The sequence below is a fragment of the Pseudomonas sp. FW306-02-D09B genome, assembly GCF_058782685.1.
The window spans coordinates 205013-223128 of sequence record NZ_JBYSXY010000011.1 but is presented as its reverse complement, the minus strand read 5'-3'; the positions used below and the strand labels follow the sequence as shown (position 1 = coordinate 223128).

Annotated in this window: 16 protein-coding genes and 1 pseudogene; 7 read left to right on the top strand and 10 right to left on the bottom strand. The window is 53.8% G+C overall.

Going from position 1 to position 18116, the window contains the following annotated elements; genetic code table 11:
• Positions 1-349 precede the first annotated feature (349 nt).
• The 3 genes and pseudogenes from AC3WK5_RS19380 to AC3WK5_RS19370 all read left to right on the top strand — a co-directional run bounded on the left by AC3WK5_RS19380 (position 350) and on the right by AC3WK5_RS19370 (position 2194).
• Positions 350-564, top strand: a pseudogene (locus AC3WK5_RS19380) (hypothetical protein).
• 69 nt (positions 565-633) lie between these two features.
• Positions 634-1626, top strand: a complete 993-nt coding sequence (locus tag AC3WK5_RS19375) for an HNH endonuclease (RefSeq protein WP_103315302.1) — start codon at positions 634-636, stop codon at positions 1624-1626.
• Positions 1627-1723: 97 nt separating this feature from the next.
• On the top strand, positions 1724-2194 hold the full coding sequence (locus AC3WK5_RS19370; RefSeq protein ID WP_146039802.1) for a J domain-containing protein: 471 nt from the start codon (positions 1724-1726) through the stop codon (positions 2192-2194).
• Between the two features lie 258 nt (positions 2195-2452).
• On the opposite strand, the gene AC3WK5_RS19365 is transcribed toward AC3WK5_RS19370, so the two are convergent.
• The 4 genes from AC3WK5_RS19365 to AC3WK5_RS19350 all read right to left on the bottom strand — a co-directional run bounded on the left by AC3WK5_RS19365 (position 2453) and on the right by AC3WK5_RS19350 (position 5131).
• Positions 2453-2875 carry a hypothetical protein gene (locus AC3WK5_RS19365; protein ID WP_218275942.1) on the bottom strand — a complete coding sequence of 141 codons (423 nt, stop codon included), beginning with the start codon at positions 2873-2875 and terminating at the stop codon, positions 2453-2455.
• On the bottom strand, positions 2872-3756 hold the full coding sequence (locus tag AC3WK5_RS19360) for a ParA family protein (protein WP_103315304.1): 885 nt from the start codon (positions 3754-3756) through the stop codon (positions 2872-2874). Before AC3WK5_RS19360 ends, AC3WK5_RS19365 begins: the two co-directional genes overlap by 4 nt.
• Positions 3757-4098: 342 nt before the next feature.
• Positions 4099-4599 (bottom strand): AraC family transcriptional regulator, encoded by a 501-nt coding sequence (locus tag AC3WK5_RS19355; RefSeq protein ID WP_256585134.1) that lies wholly within the window; start codon positions 4597-4599, stop codon positions 4099-4101.
• A gap of 64 nt (positions 4600-4663) precedes the next feature.
• A complete protein-coding gene (locus AC3WK5_RS19350) occupies positions 4664-5131 on the bottom strand; it encodes a cupin domain-containing protein (RefSeq protein ID WP_103315305.1) in 468 nt (155 codons plus the stop codon).
• 202 nt (positions 5132-5333) lie between these two features.
• Between AC3WK5_RS19350 and dusA the strand changes: the two genes are divergently transcribed.
• Positions 5334-6335, top strand: coding sequence for a tRNA dihydrouridine(20/20a) synthase DusA (gene dusA, locus AC3WK5_RS19345; RefSeq protein ID WP_103315306.1), 1002 nt, complete (start codon positions 5334-5336; stop codon positions 6333-6335).
• A gap of 16 nt (positions 6336-6351) precedes the next feature.
• Here dusA and AC3WK5_RS19340 read toward each other — a convergent pair whose 3' ends face one another.
• From AC3WK5_RS19340 to AC3WK5_RS19325, 4 genes are read right to left on the bottom strand one after another with little or no spacing between them, the layout of a single operon-like run.
• Positions 6352-7326 (bottom strand): Wadjet anti-phage system protein JetD domain-containing protein, encoded by a 975-nt coding sequence (locus tag AC3WK5_RS19340; protein ID WP_103315307.1) that lies wholly within the window; start codon positions 7324-7326, stop codon positions 6352-6354.
• Positions 7326-11744, bottom strand: coding sequence for a chromosome partition protein MukB (gene mukB / locus AC3WK5_RS19335; RefSeq protein ID WP_103315308.1), 4419 nt, complete (start codon positions 11742-11744; stop codon positions 7326-7328). The genes AC3WK5_RS19340 and mukB overlap by 1 nt, the downstream gene beginning before the upstream one ends.
• Positions 11741-12418, bottom strand: coding sequence for a chromosome partition protein MukE (locus AC3WK5_RS19330; protein ID WP_103315309.1), 678 nt, complete (start codon positions 12416-12418; stop codon positions 11741-11743). The genes mukB and AC3WK5_RS19330 overlap by 4 nt, the downstream gene beginning before the upstream one ends.
• Positions 12418-13767 (bottom strand): condensin subunit MukF, encoded by a 1350-nt coding sequence (locus AC3WK5_RS19325; protein WP_103315310.1) that lies wholly within the window; start codon positions 13765-13767, stop codon positions 12418-12420. The genes AC3WK5_RS19330 and AC3WK5_RS19325 overlap by 1 nt, the downstream gene beginning before the upstream one ends.
• Positions 13768-14135: 368 nt before the next feature.
• On the opposite strand from AC3WK5_RS19325, the gene AC3WK5_RS19320 reads away from it, so the two are divergent.
• The 3 genes from AC3WK5_RS19320 (at position 14136) to tal (ending at position 16259) form a co-directional block, all read left to right on the top strand.
• Positions 14136-14606 (top strand): Xre family toxin-antitoxin system antitoxin, encoded by a 471-nt coding sequence (locus AC3WK5_RS19320; protein ID WP_019692710.1) that lies wholly within the window; start codon positions 14136-14138, stop codon positions 14604-14606.
• The gene (locus tag AC3WK5_RS19315; protein ID WP_371919157.1) at positions 14606-15103 is read left to right on the top strand and encodes an RES family NAD+ phosphorylase; all 498 of its coding nucleotides are present in this window, start codon (positions 14606-14608) and stop codon (positions 15101-15103) included. Before AC3WK5_RS19320 ends, AC3WK5_RS19315 begins: the two co-directional genes overlap by 1 nt.
• 229 nt (positions 15104-15332) lie before the next feature.
• Positions 15333-16259: a transaldolase gene (tal, locus tag AC3WK5_RS19310; protein WP_103315312.1), complete on the top strand. Its 927-nt coding sequence runs from the start codon at positions 15333-15335 to the stop codon at positions 16257-16259.
• 123 nt (positions 16260-16382) lie between these two features.
• Here the strand turns inward: tal and rssC are convergent, their stop codons facing one another.
• Both rssC and rssB read right to left on the bottom strand, forming a co-directional pair.
• Entirely contained in the window at positions 16383-16865 is a 483-nt protein-coding gene (gene rssC, locus AC3WK5_RS19305; protein ID WP_054593158.1) for an anti-sigma factor antagonist RssC, read from the bottom strand.
• Positions 16865-18046: a two-component system response regulator RssB gene (gene rssB / locus AC3WK5_RS19300; protein ID WP_103315313.1), complete on the bottom strand. Its 1182-nt coding sequence runs from the start codon at positions 18044-18046 to the stop codon at positions 16865-16867. The genes rssC and rssB overlap by 1 nt, the downstream gene beginning before the upstream one ends.
• Positions 18047-18116 lie beyond the last annotated feature (70 nt).

The window sequence follows — 18116 nt, the reverse complement described above, 5'->3', positions numbered from 1 at the left end:
ACGCAGGTTTCTTTTTGGTTGGCATACATGCACCTCTTACTCATGTTATGCCCGAACACAAAATTTCTGACACCCCCTGGAAGCTGGATTCAATCGTAAAAAACTCCTCTACTTGCTCCCCATAGCCCCGATGATGAGTTGGCCGCATTAAGCATCTTTGCTTTGTAAACAAAGGCTCTCAGAGCCACATGATATTCTCCGTACCACTTTCGTACCAATACCATTCTCCAACTTCTGCTTCTTTCCGTCTGCTCCGTTTTCTGTAGCAAAAATTAAGCAACCAGTTTCGGCCCCAATCACGAGCACTGTCGCTGCTATGCTTGAGTTCTTTCGAAAGGAGTCGGTAATCGTGGCAAGCGAGTACTCACTGACGGATGTGCTGGAAAGGCTATATCACAATCAACTGGCCCTGGAAGCGGCAGTGATGGAGCTAACCTGTGGGCAGAACGACAAAACATTGCAGAGTTGGGCGAGACCGTGCGAGGGACGCTTCACGCAATTGGCGAAAACGCAGGTCATATCAAGCAAGGCTTGGCTCGACCGAAGGGATTGGGCCTCATGTAACCGCCAGCTATCGGCCAAAAACGGACTTTCAGGCTTGGCCGCTGCCTACCATTCATTTGGGGAGAAGTAATGAGTACCGACGATCGCTTCAAACAATCTGTCATCGCAACATTGGCAAAAAGAGCGGCTAATCGATGCGCAAACCCTGATTGTGGAGCCGTCACAAGTGGGCCAACAAGTGAGCCCAATGGTTCTGTTAATGTGGGAGAGGCCGCGCATATATATGGGGCTCACCCTGGCTCCGCTCGATATGATGAGAAAATGGCGTCCTCTGATCGCAGTGCAATTACCAATGCAATCTGGTTGTGCGGGAACTGTCACAAGAAAATTGATGATAGTCCCAGCAGGTACCCACCGGGCCTTTTGTTTGAGTGGCAGCGTGAGCATGAAAAACAAATTTCTGAGCAGATCGGGAAAACCGCTGCAGAAGTTAGACATAGGTATGAAAAACGACATCTCGAAGAATTTGGTAGATTGAGTTATCTTGCTGAGCGATTAATTATCGAAAAGGATGCGTACTGGGAGTATTTGCTTACTGCAGAGGTTCTAAGATTTGAAATAGCTCCTACAGCACAGCGATGGGATGCACTGAAGCGCGGGCTATATACAAGATCCATTCAGCGTATAGATAGAGAAGATTCGTTTTCATGGCTTAGTGACAAGTCACAAGAGATACTGTTAATCGTGGCCGCATTTAGTAATCTCACCAACTTTGAATTAGCCCGAACGTGGGGCGAGCCAGGTATTGCAGGAAGTGACGTTGACATCGTCAGCGCTTGTAGACTTTATGGAGAAGTTTGTTCTAATACATTGCTATGGGAGGAATCGGTTCGCTTTACGAGAGTAGATGACGACTTTTCGGAGGTACGTGACCTATTCATCGGTGTGGCAGGTGAAATAATTGAACAAACAGCCAAAATACCTAAGCTTCTAACAGAAATAATAACACCTAATCCTACTTCCGGAGCTTACAATCTAGAACTCACAATTGAACTTCCAGCCGAATGGGAAAAGAGGGTCGCTGCGGCCATGAAACGGGCCGAGCGGGCACTCCATCGCTGACCGTTCGCCCGAACTGAAAAACAACCTATTTCCATGGCATGAATAAACCTGCCCCCTTTGATTCTATTTACAGTCAATTTCTTGAGCGAGATGAATTGTGTTTGCGCCTTTACACCCATATACATTAATCAGAAAAGATAAAGTAATCCTTGCCATCCCCAATGGACCATACGGAATGATAAGCAATGAAATAAGCGCTTTGTATGCTCAAGGATTCATAGCTTGTTGCGAAATTACGGCTCCGACTCCATTACGGGCGGTAGAAATTTTTAAAGAAAATGAAAAGCTTGAAATCAATAGACTGAGACAAGAGGTCTCTCGACTCCAAGCTGCTTACGATGAAATGTACAGAGAAAATGAAAGCCTACGGCGCAATTCATCTTGGCCCCAAGAATCAAACAGCTCCATGAAATATTACGAAATCTTTGGATTTTCCAGTTTTCCTCAACCAGATGAGCTAAAAAATAGGTATCGCTCATTACGTCAGCGGCTTCACCCAGACAAAGGTGGTGATACGCAGTTATTCCAGCTAATACAACAGGTGTTTGACCAGCTTACGAAAGCCTAACAATTTGCTGAAGTACGCTCCGGGCCTTCCCCCTCTGTAGGACGGCCCAGGCGGAGCGTACCTAGCAATTAAGCGAGCAGATAGAGAATCCTGTCGCAAGCTTGTCGCTGCCATGCTGAGATTTTCCGGACGGAGTCGAAGTCATATCAAGCGAAGCCTACAATCGCAAAAATGAGAAGCCCCGCCTTTCTGAATTCGAAGCCTCTCATTGCGTCATGCAATCTAGCCAGCAATACAAAACATACTATTGCGCTGACTTTATTTTATCCGAGTATTTTCGACTGTAGGTTTCCCATGAGCCACACGCCTAAAGCGGCCTATCTCGCTTATCTCTCGAGCGGCAAAGTCATTCAGTTTTTTTCGTGCTTCGCCACTTGGTCGAATATCCAAGGCCTCAAGCAAGGTCAAGAGCTCCTGCCTAGTAAATCTATAGTCAGAAAAATACAACTTCAGCGCATCGATATCCATATCCATGAGTTCTTCTGGAGTCTTATAAAGCTCCTTACGCTTGAGATCAATGACCATATCAATAACGTCAAGTCGCCGCATCTTGCTATTTATAGGCGGTTTATCCCCGGGCATCAAATCCAAGATCTCGGATATCGTCAAATCACTTTTATCTAAACCTGCTTGCGCACCTTCGACACCAAGCCAGGAAATCAACTGAGTAAGATCAATCATGGGCATGTCCGCATAAATTCAACTGTTAAGTCACGAAACTGCTGAGCCTGTTTTGCAGCATTAGCTCCACCGACATCATAAACTGCCTGTCTGTTTGCAGCAGCCATCCTTAATCCATCACCCTCTGTAACGTAGTTCTCAAACACCGGCCCAGATCTTCTCAGAAGATTGTACTCGGAATGCTCTGTATACTTCAAAGCCTCTGCATACTCTCTCGCCATCATCCCGATTGCGCCAGAGAAGATAGTATTTTGATAGTCATCCTCTATATTCAAAGCACTTCGAATCATAGCTATATCAGAGTTAACATTCGAAATCTCAGCCATAACTGACGCAACACCAATTGCTGACTGCCTGTCAAGTTTTACGGGGGACACACAGTAATGAGAGGCGTATATTATAGACTTCAAAACATCCGAAATCTCAGGATGAGAGTCTATCAACACATAGTCATATTGCTCATGAAGCGGACGTAAAACCAAATCAATTGTCTTCATATGTGCAAGCAGAGAGAAGTTATTCTCTCTAATATTATTTGTACTTGGTAGCTTATTCACTGATACGGTAGACAATCGAAAATCAGCCGGCGCCAAATCAAGCCCATCAGTAAACTGAACTATATCTATATCAGAAGTTTGAACCGTGGCACTGTATAGCTGCTGGAACTTCTGATACAACGTAGAACCTACTGGATTTACGGTACCGAAATCTTCAATTAAATCTGGAAAAAATCTACCAGAAATTCCTCCACGCTGATAATCCGCATCTATCACCAATACTCTTTTACCATGGTAACGATTCAACGCAACAGCCACGTGATAACACGACGTAGTCTTACCAACGCCTCCTTTCTCACTGATAAAACCTACAACGGTTGCCATACGCTCACTCCTAAATTTTATATAACTGACGCTGAAAAACGCCCATCCAATCTCAACGTCAGCTTTCCTTATCGACGGCTATTCTTACACAGCACCGTATCGAGCACCAATGACCACGTCCCCAGCCCGGTCCGGACCATAATGGGCGTTCCCTTTGATTTAGAATCCTTCAGACGTCTCTGTCGACCGCTGCAGGCCATCAAACAAGGCGATTTCATCCTAGTCGCGTGGCGTGCTGCTGCCTATCGCGCCCCCGAATCTGCCCTGATTTTGCCCTAAACCTTTTCCAAATAAAGGGGACACCCATTGACTATCGAGAACTAAGCCTCCAAACGCCTCGATTTAATTCTGACCTTCAGGGGCAGTCCAGGTGTTATCGTCACGCGGCGAGCGACCGAAAAAAGCTTTGTAGGCACGGCTAAAAGCAGCTTCCGATTCATATCCAATCGCGAAGCCGACCTCACCAACACGACTGTGTCCCTTCAAAAGCATGTTTTTGGCTAGCGTCAACCGCCACTCATTCTGATATCGCAAAGGGGGACGTCCTACCAGCGTGTTGAACCGCTCGCAGAAGTTGGACCGTGACATGCCAGCAATCGCCGCCAGTGCATTGATGCTCCACTGCTGACCGGGCGCTTCGTGGATCGCTTTCAGAGCACGAGCGACACGTGCATCAGACAAGGCCCTCAGCCATCCTGAAGCAGCACCTTGCTGAACCCACGTTCGTAGTATGCGAATGACCACAAGGTCGATGAGGCGCGACACCATCAATGCTCCACCCGGCTGTGTGTCATTAGCTTCGAGCAACATGAAAGAGCAAATCGGGGACAGACCACGATTCATTTGGCAGCTGCTTAATCACTCAATCCAGACATCATGTGTCTGTCCCCGAATTACAGCGTGAACACTATTTTTTTCTTGGATCGTCTGCCGGGTTGACGTAGTCAATCCCGTTTGGGCCTGGGCCCTCCACCTGAAGGATGACCTCTGTGCCCTTGCTTGCCCCAAAGTGCCTCACGTGACCCTCGCCAAAAATACTTCCGACCGGAAACTCATGCAGTTTTGTCGCATCGAATTTATCCCCATCACCGTGATACCACGTACCCGAGATCACGGTGACCGTGCGCTCGTCGGGATGAGTGTGGGCGGGAATAATATAGTTCGGCGGGAGTTTTACTCGCACGATATATGGGCCAGCCTTAGGGTCGCCCTGGATGACGGCGGTTTTTGCCCCCTTTGGTAAAGCAGGGTTATCGGCCCACTTGATGTCTTTTGGGGTAACCATGATGTAAGCGCCGGGCTCAGCCCACCCCGTTGATGACCCAAGGCAACCCATCGCAAAGACAACGGATAACGCTGCGAGATTGCTGTTCATCGTGTTCTCCTCAGTGCGGTTTGAACGAGGTCGGGGGGGATTGAGCACACAAGCATTGGCCTACGAAGACTGCCTGCCTAACTGATCATAATAGTCCAGGGTTGAAGGCACACCGAGACACCCGACACAGCGCTCCCCCCTTTTCAGCCATCCCACCCCATTCCTGATAAACTGCCGCCTCGCCCCACCGATCCAGATACCCATGCCCTTACTTACCACGCCAACCACACCCCAATCCCTCTCCCGCCGCTTCTCCGTCGCCCCGATGATGGATTGGACCGACCGCCATTGCCGTTTCTTCCTGCGCCTGCTCTCCAAGCACGCGCTCCTCTACACAGAAATGGTCACCACCGGCGCGCTCCTCAATGGCGATCACGAGCGTTTCCTCCGTCACAACGAAGCCGAACACCCGCTCGCGCTGCAGTTAGGCGGTAGCGTCCCAGCCGACCTGGCCGCGTGCGCGCGCATGGCGCAGGAGCACGGTTACGACGAGGTGAACCTCAATGTCGGCTGTCCGAGTGATCGGGTGCAGAACAATATGATTGGTGCGTGCCTGATGGCGCATCCGGTGTTGGTGGCGGAGTGTGTGAAGGCGATGCGCGATGCGGTGTCGATTCCGGTGACGGTGAAGCACCGGATCGGGATCAATGGGCGGGACAGTTACGCGCAGCTGTGTGATTTCGTCGGGACGGTTCGGGATGCCGGCTGCACCAGTTTTACCGTGCACGCGCGGATTGCGATTCTGGAGGGGTTGTCGCCGAAGGAGAATCGGGACATTCCACCGTTGCGCTATGACGTGGCGGCGCAGTTGAAGACGGATTTCCCGGAACTGGAGATTATTCTCAACGGTGGAATCAAGACGCTGGAGGCCTGTCACGAGCATTTGCAGACCTTTGACGGCGTGATGCTGGGCCGTGAGGCGTATCACAATCCTTATGTGATGGCTGAGGTGGATCAGCAACTTTTCGGCAGCACGGCGCCGGTGATTTCGCGGGCTGAGGCGCTGGCACAGTTGCGGCCTTATATCGCTGCGCACCTGGACGCTGGCGGTGCGATGCACCATATCACTCGGCATGTGTTGGGCTTGGGCACCGGTTTTCCGGGGGCGCGCAAGTTTCGGCAGTTGTTGTCGGTGGATATTCACAAGGCTAAAGAGCCTTTGGCGTTGCTGGATCAGGCGGCGGAGTTGTTGGAGGGGCGCTAGCCCGCGACGGCAGTTATCACTGTAATAGTGCCTCTAACGCCCTCACTATTCTGACATCGACCACCAGTGGCTCCTGTTCGAGCCAGCTCTTGCTCTTTATAAGATCTCCCAGCAATGCTGGGACGTCGACCATATGAAGATCAGCAGGCCATGGTTTACCAAGCGATCGGGGTTTGACGCATTCGCTCCAAAACGATGGAACAAACCAGCGCAATCTAGGGCATTTCTCCCGTAGATGTAGATAAATGCGGACCCCATTAGGGTCCAGATCACCGAAGTGGATCATTGGTATGTCTGGACCAATACAGTTCAACAGCAAGAGTACTGTTGCAGTATCCCAACCGGGAACATGGACCAGCAACCAGCCTTCCATTTCAGGGAAATCACGCCAGGTGCCCAGATTTTCCACCAGCAATACGGCGCGAATTGTCCCCTCAAGCACTAGCCCGTCCCGCAAAGCACGCTCTGGGATAGGTAGTTCCCCAAGTACGTATGCCAATGCTTCAAGATCCAGATCCCCCCTCGGACTCCGCCCCATCAGCCCCCGAGTGGGTCGTATTCTGGCCAACCCGTCGTGGGTTGCTTCAGTTGTGCCAAGAGCTACTCGTCTGCTCGCTGTAAGCAACGCCTTGGAATGCGGTGCAACCAACGCCGCCGCTGTACGTTGGTTAAGGCGAGATGGGAGTAATGGCAAGTTGTCGGCGCGATGAGTGTCTTGCAGCTTTCCCCAACCTTCTGGCGTGGGTGGTAAATCGTTAGCTGTCAATTGCGCCAGCACTTCATGCCACTGCGGCCAAACACGCTCGATCAGTTCAACGAGCTCAGCACGACGATCTGTCACCAGAGCAATTTCATCCCGACGCCCGGTTGCGCGGGTCCAGGGAAGCTCAGCCAGCACATCAAAAACGATACTTTGCGAACTACGACGCTTTAGTGTTGAGCGCACAAGCAATTCAAGCAGTGCCAGACATTGCTGCGGTGTCTGCCACATCAAGAGTCCGCCCGTGTACGTCGTCCAGTAACCCGCACCTCCTCTCGCCCATCCGGGGTGATATCACGGACTAAGCGATAGGTGGTATTACCTTCAACACGAGCGACCTCGGGCGCAGCAATCAACAGTTGCAGATCCAACGTCTGGCACAAATCAAACAACACACCGAGATTATCCGGATCAAGGCGATTAGCTTCGTCGAGAAACAAAAATCGTAATGAACCGTGGGATCTCCTGCCACGTAGCAAGTTGGCATCGCGCTCCCATTCACTGAGGATCACAATCATCAACGCCGCACCGACTCCAATGGCTTCCCCGGTCGATAGCCGCGTTGGATTGGCAACTTCCCAATCAGAACCCGCCATACGACGGATTTCCACTTGCAGATGTACGTACTCTCGATAGTCAAGCAAACGCTGCCCGCCGCTCTTGCTTCCACCGTAACGTTGGAAAATTTCGACCAGAGCATCTTCGATCGGCATGTTTTCCTGAAACAACAGTTGCTGAGCAGCTCCGTCGCGTAGTGCGTGCAAGACGTTTTCCATCCGCTCGACCGGACTCAAGCGCACACGGATACTCTGGATGCTACCGAAACTAACACCTTCCAAACGTTGATTGAGACGATTGACCTGACCGCGCGCCTTACGTACCTGTACATCGATGCCACGGGCAACATCCTCGCTTGCACCGCGCAGATCGCTTTCCTGACGCATCAGGCGCTCTTCCAAACCAGATAGCTGCTCACGAAGGCGACGCAGGGATTCACGTGGATCATCGACTTCTGCGATTTGTGCAGGTAGTCGATGCCGTAACCAATTCCGAACAGTGAGCCAAAGATCCAGATGCACATCATCAGAGGTAGCGTCCGCATTTTCCTGCTGTTCGAACTGCTTCACTAGCGCATCACCACCCTGCGCATGCCTGAGACGTTCAAGCAGTAAAATGCGAAAAGCCTGAGCCCGCTGACGCAAATTGGGTGATCCGCGCTCCTCATTGAACTGCTCGCTTGATGACTGGATTCCTGCCTTCAAACCATTGGCGGCGACCATTTCCTGCAAATGTTCCCATCGCGTGATTGCGGGATCGGCTTCGCGTCGCTCGCTGGCCAGTTTTTCACTCATCGAGTTCATTCTCTGCTGAGCGGTCTCGACTATATTTTTCTGCTTTCCAATCGACTCTACCAATGTGTCGCGATTGTCATTCTGCGCTTTCAACGCTTCGTCAATGCGTTCAACTTCTTTCTCGGCTTCCCCCAAGGCCGCCACACTGGGTGATGGAATTGCCAACGCCTCGAAACGGCTGATGGCGGTAGCGTTGTCTCGCAAGGCAGTCTGCCACGCAAGGTTGGCAAGCTGACAGTGTTCGGTTGCTACACCATGCAACTTTTGCGCATCGTTTTCAGCCACCTCAGCAGCCGTCTGAGCCGACTTTGCCTCATCAAGTTGCGCCTTAAGTGCTGGAAGTAGCGCCTGTTCAACCTCCAATCGCAGTGGAGCATCAGACCAGTCAAGTGCGTGGCTGTTAGCAACCAGAAAATCAAGTGACTCGATTGCTGACATCAGACGCTCTCTTTGACCCTGGAGACCCGCAACACGCAGACGTAACCGTTCGACCTCATCAGTTTCCAACGGTAACTGACGCAATACGGTCATGTCCCTCTCAATGATGTCCACGGAAGGCTTATTGCGCGCTGTCACTTGCTGAGCAGTCAAGGCGTCCCGCTGTTCGTCTTCCAGCTCGGCCAAGCGTTCGGCATGATCCGACTCTTCGAGCATGAAGGCATCCGACAACAGAGTACGCAAGCCTTCGAGGCGAGATACAAGTGCTTGAACCGCTTGGTCGTAACTCAAGACTTTTGTGCGAAGCGATTCGCTCAATACTTCTGCTGCTACAATCCGCTGCCGCAATGCGACTTTGGTTAACGCTGGGTCCTCAGAAAGCCATAGCCCATGCTCGGCCAATAACTGATTCCCCTCATCAACCAAACGCTCCAAAAAACTTCGTTTACTGTGCAAAGCGTCCAGCGCCAACGCTCGGACTTCTGCCTCGGCACGTAACTCCTGAGCCCGGACCTCCCGAGCTCGTCGGCCAAGCCGCGGGCGTTCCGGGACTCTCGAAACGCGTAATGCCATACCCTCCGACACGATCACATCACTATCATTGCCAACGTCCAGCTCGGATGCGAGTAGCCAAGACTCCAGGTTGGCATCTCTCGATATCAGCAATACATCAACCAATGATTGAGAGCGTTGATGCAGACGCTTAGCAACTTCCTCAGGATCATCGACAACAAGCGCCTGACTCAATGGGCCAAGTCGTGCTTCCAATACTGCCGCCTCATGAAGTCCCACGTCGTCGAAATTAGCGGCCAGCAAATCAGCACCGATCTGATCGCGCAAACGCAGAAGCTCCGTTGGGAATGGGCCTCCAGACGTGAGTAACATCCGGGACTCGTGAATCAGGCGCTCGTGTTCTATCTGGGTGGCAGCTTCAATGTCTCGTATCTCGGAAAGCTCTTTATCCAGTGCAATACGCGCTGAGTTCAAATCGGCCCGGTTGATTAGTTGAACACCCAAATGTTCGCTGATCTGCAATGCTCTCGCGGCGTGTTCACGCCAAAGCGGCTCCAGTGCATTGAGCTCAAATTGCCTGACCTCCATGTTTTGCATCTCGGCTTGAGTAGACTGAAGTATCTGTTGGGCGTCACGACTATTCTGCTCATAAACACTACGCTCGGCTTCAACACCGCTCAGTAACGATCTAATCGTCTGAGCAGCCGACTCTATTGGCCAAACGATAGCCAATTGATCAGCCAGCAGGCGAGCCCTCGCCTGATGCTCCACAAGCGGACGCTGAGACTCGATGGCTCGAGCGATCGACGGCAGGCGTTCTGCCAAGACCAACTCATCACGGTAACGACTCAAGACATCACCAGCGACCTGATATGCCTCGGTCGCCACTATGGGTATCTCACCAACCACGGCAAGCAGGGCCGCCATTGCGACACCATGGCGTTGCCGATGATCCTCTGCATCGGCCAGCCGAGTCGTCAGCGTACGGCGCTCTCGATCAACCGCTTCGAGCTCATGGCGGGAGTGAACTTGCCAACCGTCAAATTCGGCAACGACGATTGCTTGAACTGCCAATAACTCCTGCACCTCCTTAAGACGCAACGTCGCCTGTCGATAGGCTCCCGCGCGACGGTATAGCTCCCCGATACCTGCCTCCAGGTCGATCTGCCCCTGGACGGCTATTTCGTAGTCGTTCTGCGCACGATGGCGCTCTTCGCGTCGACGCTCAAAGATATCTTCGGCGTGTTGCCGCTGCTCAAGTGCCTGCGCAGCCTCGACCTCCGCCGCCTCCAAAACCTCTCGGCAGTGATTCAAGGCTTGTACCGCTGCAACTGCATCACGCATGCGCACGAACCAATCCTTTGCCTGCGTGAGCAAATGACTAGTTTCAATAAGCTGTACCTCGGCCGCCTCCAGTTCCCCTTCGGTTACGACTAGAGCCTGTTCGGCATGGGCATAAGCTTGCGTTGCTTCTGCATAGAGTCTTTGCGCTTCAGCCACTCGGCGCTCTAACTCATCGGCGCGCTCGCGAACGGCCAGAAAGGCTGCTGTGAACATCGCCTGACCAGCGTTGAACACATCACCGATTTCCTGTTCCAGACGCCGCGACTCCTGTACTTCTGTGCGGGTACGTCTGCAAGCATCGAGGTTGGCCTTCATGCGCTGAAGGGTATCGGCCAAGCCGTTCTCCTCTTTGAGCAGAAAACCGCGGAGCTCCGATGTCAACGCGCGGGAAATTCCGCCCGTCATGCTGGTACGTAGCATTTCGTTGAATTTGTTGCGCTCCTCATCGATGCCCATCCGCATCGGCAGCACGCCCTGTTCGAACAGCGTCGCGAAGTATTCCCGAGCTGAAGGGAATACCTGCAGGCGCCCACCGAGCCGAGCGCTGGTCTCGCGCAGCTCTTGCAGTTCAGGCACCACTTCGCTGTCACCTTGGGGAAGCAACAACAAGTCCTGTAGGCGAACCTTATCTTCCAAGCCTGAAATAATGAATGGAGTGGGGTCTACAGAAGGTTCACCTTTGCGTTCCAGCTGTACACCGGCAATCAGGCGACGCTGCCCCTCCAGAGAAAACTCAAGGACGACGTATGAGGGCCGCCCCGCTTCGCCTAGCCGCCCCCAGATCCCTTTATCGCCACCCGTCGCGCCTGTCTCGCCAAGGTTGGTGAAGCGCAGCCGTGACATATCAGGCAATAACACGACGTAGGCAGCAATCATTACTGTGGTCTTACCTGAACCATTGGCACCTTCCAACGCAGTGACATGCCGATCAAGCAAATACCGTTCATAGAACACACCTTTCCAGTTCACCAAGGCCAGAGCAACGGCGCGCGTTCGGCTCATGAATCGCTCCCTTCTTCACTCTGTGCGCTTTCTTCATCCTCGCTGCTCCCGACTGCCAACTCGCCACGACTGACCAGTTGCTCAAGCGCTGACTGGGAATCCTCAAGACCACGTACCGGGTCCGCAAAACGCATCAACGCCGGGCGCATCCGAATACGGTTCTCCTCGAAAATGTCGATAAAACCCAACTCAGCCAGACGACGCAACACTTCTGCCATTTGCGAACGGATGGATTCACCCGCCGTGTGCTCGATGTAGTTACGCTCGCTGCGTTTGCGCGGATTAAGTGCAAAGAACAATCGTTTGGCACCAAGTAACCCCGACAGCCGCTGCAATACATCATCGCGGCTCACCACCCCGGAGTGCTGAAGGGTGGAGGGGTCCAGATAAAGTAGTGCGAGCGTCTGCCCGACTAACATTTCACTTGCGGATAACTGTCGGCGGCCTAGTCGGTCTCCGGTGGGGAGCAAGTAAAAAAAGCCGTCGCTACGCTGAACCAACTCACAACCAAACCGGTGGTAAAAAAGCTCGAGCAGCGTCTGGGCATCGACCAAATACTCGTAAAGCAGACCGTCGTCGCGACCGATATGACGGCCACGTCGCAGCATCAGGTCAACTTCGGGAAAACTCTCATCGCCGATGACCGATTCGAGAGTTTGGAATCCTGCCTCCATTAAAACTTCTCCTTATTCATGCCTATGCCCCACTCCTCGACTTCCAGCTTACCGAGCACCATTTCCCATTGACGTTCTCTTGCACTGGAAACCTGGACAATTTTGACTAGTACGCTCGCTACCCGCCCGACAGCCAGGTAATGCTCAGATAAGGGGAGCGCGGCAAGTACCTGCTCAAGCACCGCAGTAAGCGTGCCGGCACCGCCCTCAACGGCTGCTTTGGTCAGGGCCTCTATATCTGCGATCCTATCCTCAGGCTCGACCCATTGCGGATTCGTCTCACGATCAACTCGAGCACGTTCCACCGCCGGACGCTCGACTTTAAGTTCTAGCGAACGTAAAAGGCGAATCGAAGGCACCTGCGTTACCAGTAGATAAAATGGCTTCGATGGCCAGGCAGCCAATTGATCAAGCAGCCGCTGACTCAACGCCCGATCAGGATCCAGTCGAACTACATCGCGTAGATAACGATGCACCCGTCGATAGTATTCAGACCAAGCGTGCTGCCGGGCACCTCCCCAATCGGCTATACGGTCAATGTGCTCGATCACGCGCTGAGCAACCTCTTCGGCTTCGACATACTGAGCCACGTTGGCAAGCGACTGGATGTGCTGTAGAGATTCGACCAGGTGATGAGTGTCACGTAGCAAAACCTCGTTAAGCTCACGTAGTGTGACTGTCGTGGTATCCAGCAGTGCCTGACAGCGATCCACTGCATGAAACCAATCGGTTACCAACAACTGAGCGATCTCGGACTGCACCTCCTCCTGCTGAGCATCAAGTCCGCGTTGACGACGCTCGATGCCCGCCACCAGATCACCCACCGTCACCCGCAGCGGCCCGATAACTCCCTCCCGCCACGCCCGTTCATCCCCTGCCTTTTTTGCAGCCTCCAATATCGCGACCAATTGCGCACGAAGGGTGCCAGTCAGCAGCGTCAGACTCTCTCGAGTGAGGGCCTCATCCGCTAAAAAATACTCCACTACCGCAGCTGCCAGTCTAGTCAGGGCGTATTCGCCCGCTTGAACTACGCCCGCGCCATCAACACGAGCGAGCATGCGCTGCTCGCGCATGCGTTGAATGGCATGAGTGGCACGTTTACGTGGATTTTCCGCAGTGGGTTCGACGATATCGCAGACCTGACCAAATAGATCCACGAGCACTTCCTCCTCGAACGACGCCAGAGCAGCCTTGTCTGCGCGCAGATAGAGCCCGGCCAGAAAACAAAGGTCAATTGTCTTCAGCTCGAGACTGACTCCGTCGCGGGACAGTGAGGCGATGACACGACTAGGATCGGCTGGTGCAGATGTGATAATGCCTTCCTTAGACTGCTCATTGAGCTGTTCCATACGTCCCCTCCTCTACGATCAAACAGGAACGCTGACCAAACTGCTCCCCAGCATGGCGGACATCAGCTCAGTGCAGTAGTCCGCGCCTTCAAAACCTGAAAATCGTTCGACAGGGAGCTAGTCGCTCGATCATTACACGATGGTAGTCACGTTTTACTGCTGCGTAAGTCAGATCACGCGGACAGGCGCGGTAGGAATCAGCCTTCGCCAGGCAGCTTCCTCCAACATTATCGAAAATTGGGCCGTAGTCAGCCGCTGGCAGCTTGCGGCCCTATCTCGGCGCTCTTGGCTCCCTCAATTCAAAAATTCGCCACTCTCGCCATATGGCCCTATACTTTCGCCAAATGGCACGCACGAGGTAGCCACCCATGACAGCTCAAGTCGAAACACATCATTACCAATCTCAGGATCCAACCAAGCCGCTGCAGCTATTATTTGGTAGCCGGCCACCCCACGCGCGAACTGCATTCGAGGTTCATGAGCTCATCGAAAAAGGGTTTCCTTCAGATGTGGTGATCAGCTTCGTTCAGTCCATCAATCGATTCAAAGACAAGCAGGTTTTCGTCAAAATCATTGGAATTTCTGATCGCACCCTACAACGCCGCATCAAGAATCCGGAGCCGCTGACGTCCGAGCAAAGCAGCAGTGCCTGGCGGTTAGCCAAGATATTCAGTAAAGCAGAGGAGGTTTTTGGCGACCGGCAGGAATCGGCGAACTGGATGGTAACGCCCGCGCTTGGGCTTGAGGGGCGCGCACCAATGGATTTACTGACCACTCAGGTGGGCTTTGAGTTGGTCGACGACTTCCTGACCCGTATGGAATATGGAGTCTATTCTTGATGGACTTACCGCTTGGTAGTAAGGAGGTCTACCTCTGGAGACTGGACCGCAAAGAGCACTCTGCGACATGGTTCAGTGGGATCGGTGCAGAATTGGGTGGTGGTCGATGGAATTCGAAGGGAGTAAAAGCGGTATATAGCTCTGCCGATCCTTCTACGGCCATCCTTGAAGTCGCCGTCCATAAAGGCTTTCGTGCGCTCGATGCGGTCCCCCATGTACTGACTGGCGCACGCGTCATCGATCTATCCCATGTGCATCGCGTAACTCCTGACGATGTCCCAAACCCGAACTGGCTGGTACCGGGTACACCTAGCCTTGGCCAACAGAAATTCGGAGATGATCTACTGGCGCTACACCCGTTCATCCTGATTCCATCGGCAGTCTCTCGACATAGCTGGAACATCATAATGAATCCAGATTTGGCTGAGGGGTTGTTTGAGGTTGTCCGGCAAGAACGGTTTGCCCTCGATACTCGCTTGAACCCGCCAGTTCGCTGACTAGCCACCCATTAGGGACAACTCGGATCGGCAGCTTCTCTCTTGCCGCTACCCGTCACTTCCTTTGAACCTGTAAGCCATTTCAGCATCGTATTTAACGGATAGCGCCGGGCCTTTCAAACGCCTGTTCTCAGGTTGTTGCTGCCCAGGCCGTTGTTACGCATTTGCGCCCTTGAGTGGCTGTCAGCGCTCGGGTAATGTCAACAGACCCACAGGATAGAGCACGCTCATGACTTCCAAGCTGGAACAACTCAAACAATTCACCACCGTAGTGGCCGATACCGGCGACTTCGAGGCAATCGCTCGCGTTAAACCGGTGGATGCCACCACCAACCCTTCCCTGCTGCTGAAAGCGGCGGCCATTCCTGCATACGCCAATTTGCTGAACGCCTGTGTCAGCGACTGCAAAGGCGACGTGGGCCTGGCCAGCGACCGCTTTGGGGTCGCGGTCGGTCAAGAGATTCTGAAAGTGATTCCGGGGCGTATTTCCACTGAAGTGGATGCGCGCCTGTCGTTCGACACTGACGCCGTATTGAAACGCGCGCACCGTCTGATCGAGCTGTACGAAAAGGCCGGCATTGGCCGCGACCGCGTGCTGATCAAGATCGCGTCCACCTGGGAAGGCATCCGCGCCGCCGAGAAGCTGGAACGCGAAGGTATTCAGACCAACCTGACGCTGCTGTTCTCCTTCGCCCAGGCGGTTGCCTGTGCCGAGGCCGGGGTGTTCCTGATTTCGCCGTTCGTGGGCCGCATCTACGACTGGTACAAGAAAGCCAACGGCAACGACTACACCGGTGCCGATGATCCGGGCGTGCAGTCGGTGACGCGCATCTACAACTACTACAAGGCCAATGACTACAAGACTGTGGTCATGGGTGCGAGCTTCCGCAATCTGAATCAGATCGAGCAACTGGCCGGCTGTGATCGCCTGACCATCAGCCCGGACCTGATCGAGAAACTGGCGGCCGACACCGGCAAACTGGAACGCAAGCTGGCGCCAGGCCACTCCGGCGAAGCGCGTCAGAGCCTGACGGAAGCGCAGTTCCGCTGGGCGTCGAATGAGGACGCCATGGCGACCGAGAAACTGGCTGAAGGTATTCGTCAGTTCGCTCGTGACCAGGAAAAGCTTGAGGCGCTGCTGCAAGCCAAGCTGTGATCTGATCCAGGCAAGCGCAAAAAGGGCGAACCCTCACAGGTTCGCCCTTTTTTGTGCGCTGATTTTAGGGCTGCTTCGCAACCCAACGGGAGCAAGCTCCCTCGTCACAGGTCCAGCCTTGCCTCAGTGACGCTCCAGGGCGTTCACCAAGTCATGGAATGCTTCGCGGTTGGAGTCGTTCAGGCCCATGAGGATCTTGTGCGCTTCCAGCACCTTGATCCGCACCACTTCTTCGGACTGATCCTGGTCAGGCAGGTCGGTCAGGCATTCCGGGCACGGAATCGGGCGGTCAACGATGTTGAACACTTGCTCGAAGCCCATGGACTCCAGCAGCCGCGTGATGTCTTCGTGGGTGGTGACGACGGTCGGCAGCAGGCCGACCTTTTGCCGCGACATGATCGACAGCTTGGCCAGCAGGCCCAGGGTGGTGCTGTCGATACTGCGGGTTTCGGTCAGATCGATCACGATCGCGTTGAAATTCAACGCGCTGAAGATCCGCTCAATAGTCGCATCCAACGCCGAACACAGGGTCAGGCGAACTTCACCGACAAACTTCAAGACGAAGGTGCCGTCCTGCTCGGCGAACTGGATTCTACCGGTACTCATTAAAGATTCCTGCTCAACACCAACAGGGCGATATCATCCGGCATCTCCCCTAGCGTGGCCAATCCAAAAACCTGCCGCAAGCCATCCAGGCTGCCGCCCGCCGTTCTTACCCGTTCAGGTAAGGCAGCCTCTTTCTCTTTGAGTGTAGGTTCTGGCAAAAGGTCCAGAATGCCATCAGACATCAGCGTCAGGCTGAACGTCGGTGGCAGCTCGATAACGTGGTCTTCGTAGATGGCTTCATTGAACAAGCCCACCGGCAGGCCGCGCCCTTCGAGATAACTCACACTGTCTGGCGTGTACAACACTGGCAACGGCAGGTGTCCGCCGATGCTATAGGTCAACAAACCCGTCTCCTCGTCGATGACTCCACCGACCATCGTGACATGTTTGCCCAGCTTACAGCTGATCAGCCCTCGGTTGATATGACCAAGGACCTCTGAAGGGGTGAATTCCGGCAAGGTGCCGTTGCGCTTGGATTCAAACAGCAAGCGCGTGGTCATGAATTTCAGCAGCACGGTCACGAATGCCGATGAAGCGCCATGGCCTGAAACGTCCGCCAGGTAGAAGGCTACCCGGCGCTCGTCGACCCGAAAGTAGTCAACGAAGTCGCCCGACAGGTACAGCGACGGGATGATCTGGTGCGCGAACTTGAACTCGTCAATCGCCCAGGGACTGACCGGCAACATGTTCATCTGCACCTGGCGCCCGGCGTTCTGGTCTTCCTGCAACAGGTTCAGGCTGGCTTCGAGCTCGCGGTTGGCGGTTTCGAGTTTTACCCGATAGCGCTGGTTTTCCAGCAGCAGGCGCGCACGATCCAGAGCCCGGCGCACGGAGTGCTCGAGTACGGCCAGATCTTCCAGCGGCTTGATCAGGTAGTCCGCGGCGCCCAGGCGCAAGGCCTCGACGGCGTCGTTCATCACACCGGCACCCGACACCACGATCACCGGCGTTTGCGGCGAAAGGTCGGTGACCTGACGAATGAGTTCAAGCCCGCCCATCTGCGGCATGCGCAGATCGCAGATCACCAGATCGGGTTGGTTTTTCTTGAAGACCTGAAGCCCCTGCTGGCCATTGCTGGCCTGAAGGACGCTGAACCCACTGTCTTCCAAATAGGCCGCGAGACTCGCGCGTACTACTTCGTCGTCATCGATTATCAGCAGCGTGGCACTGGTTTTTTGCATGTGGGCAAACGGCGCCAGAATTAGGTTGGCGTAGCTGGCAGGGCATTCGGCCCGGCACACACTACTGGAT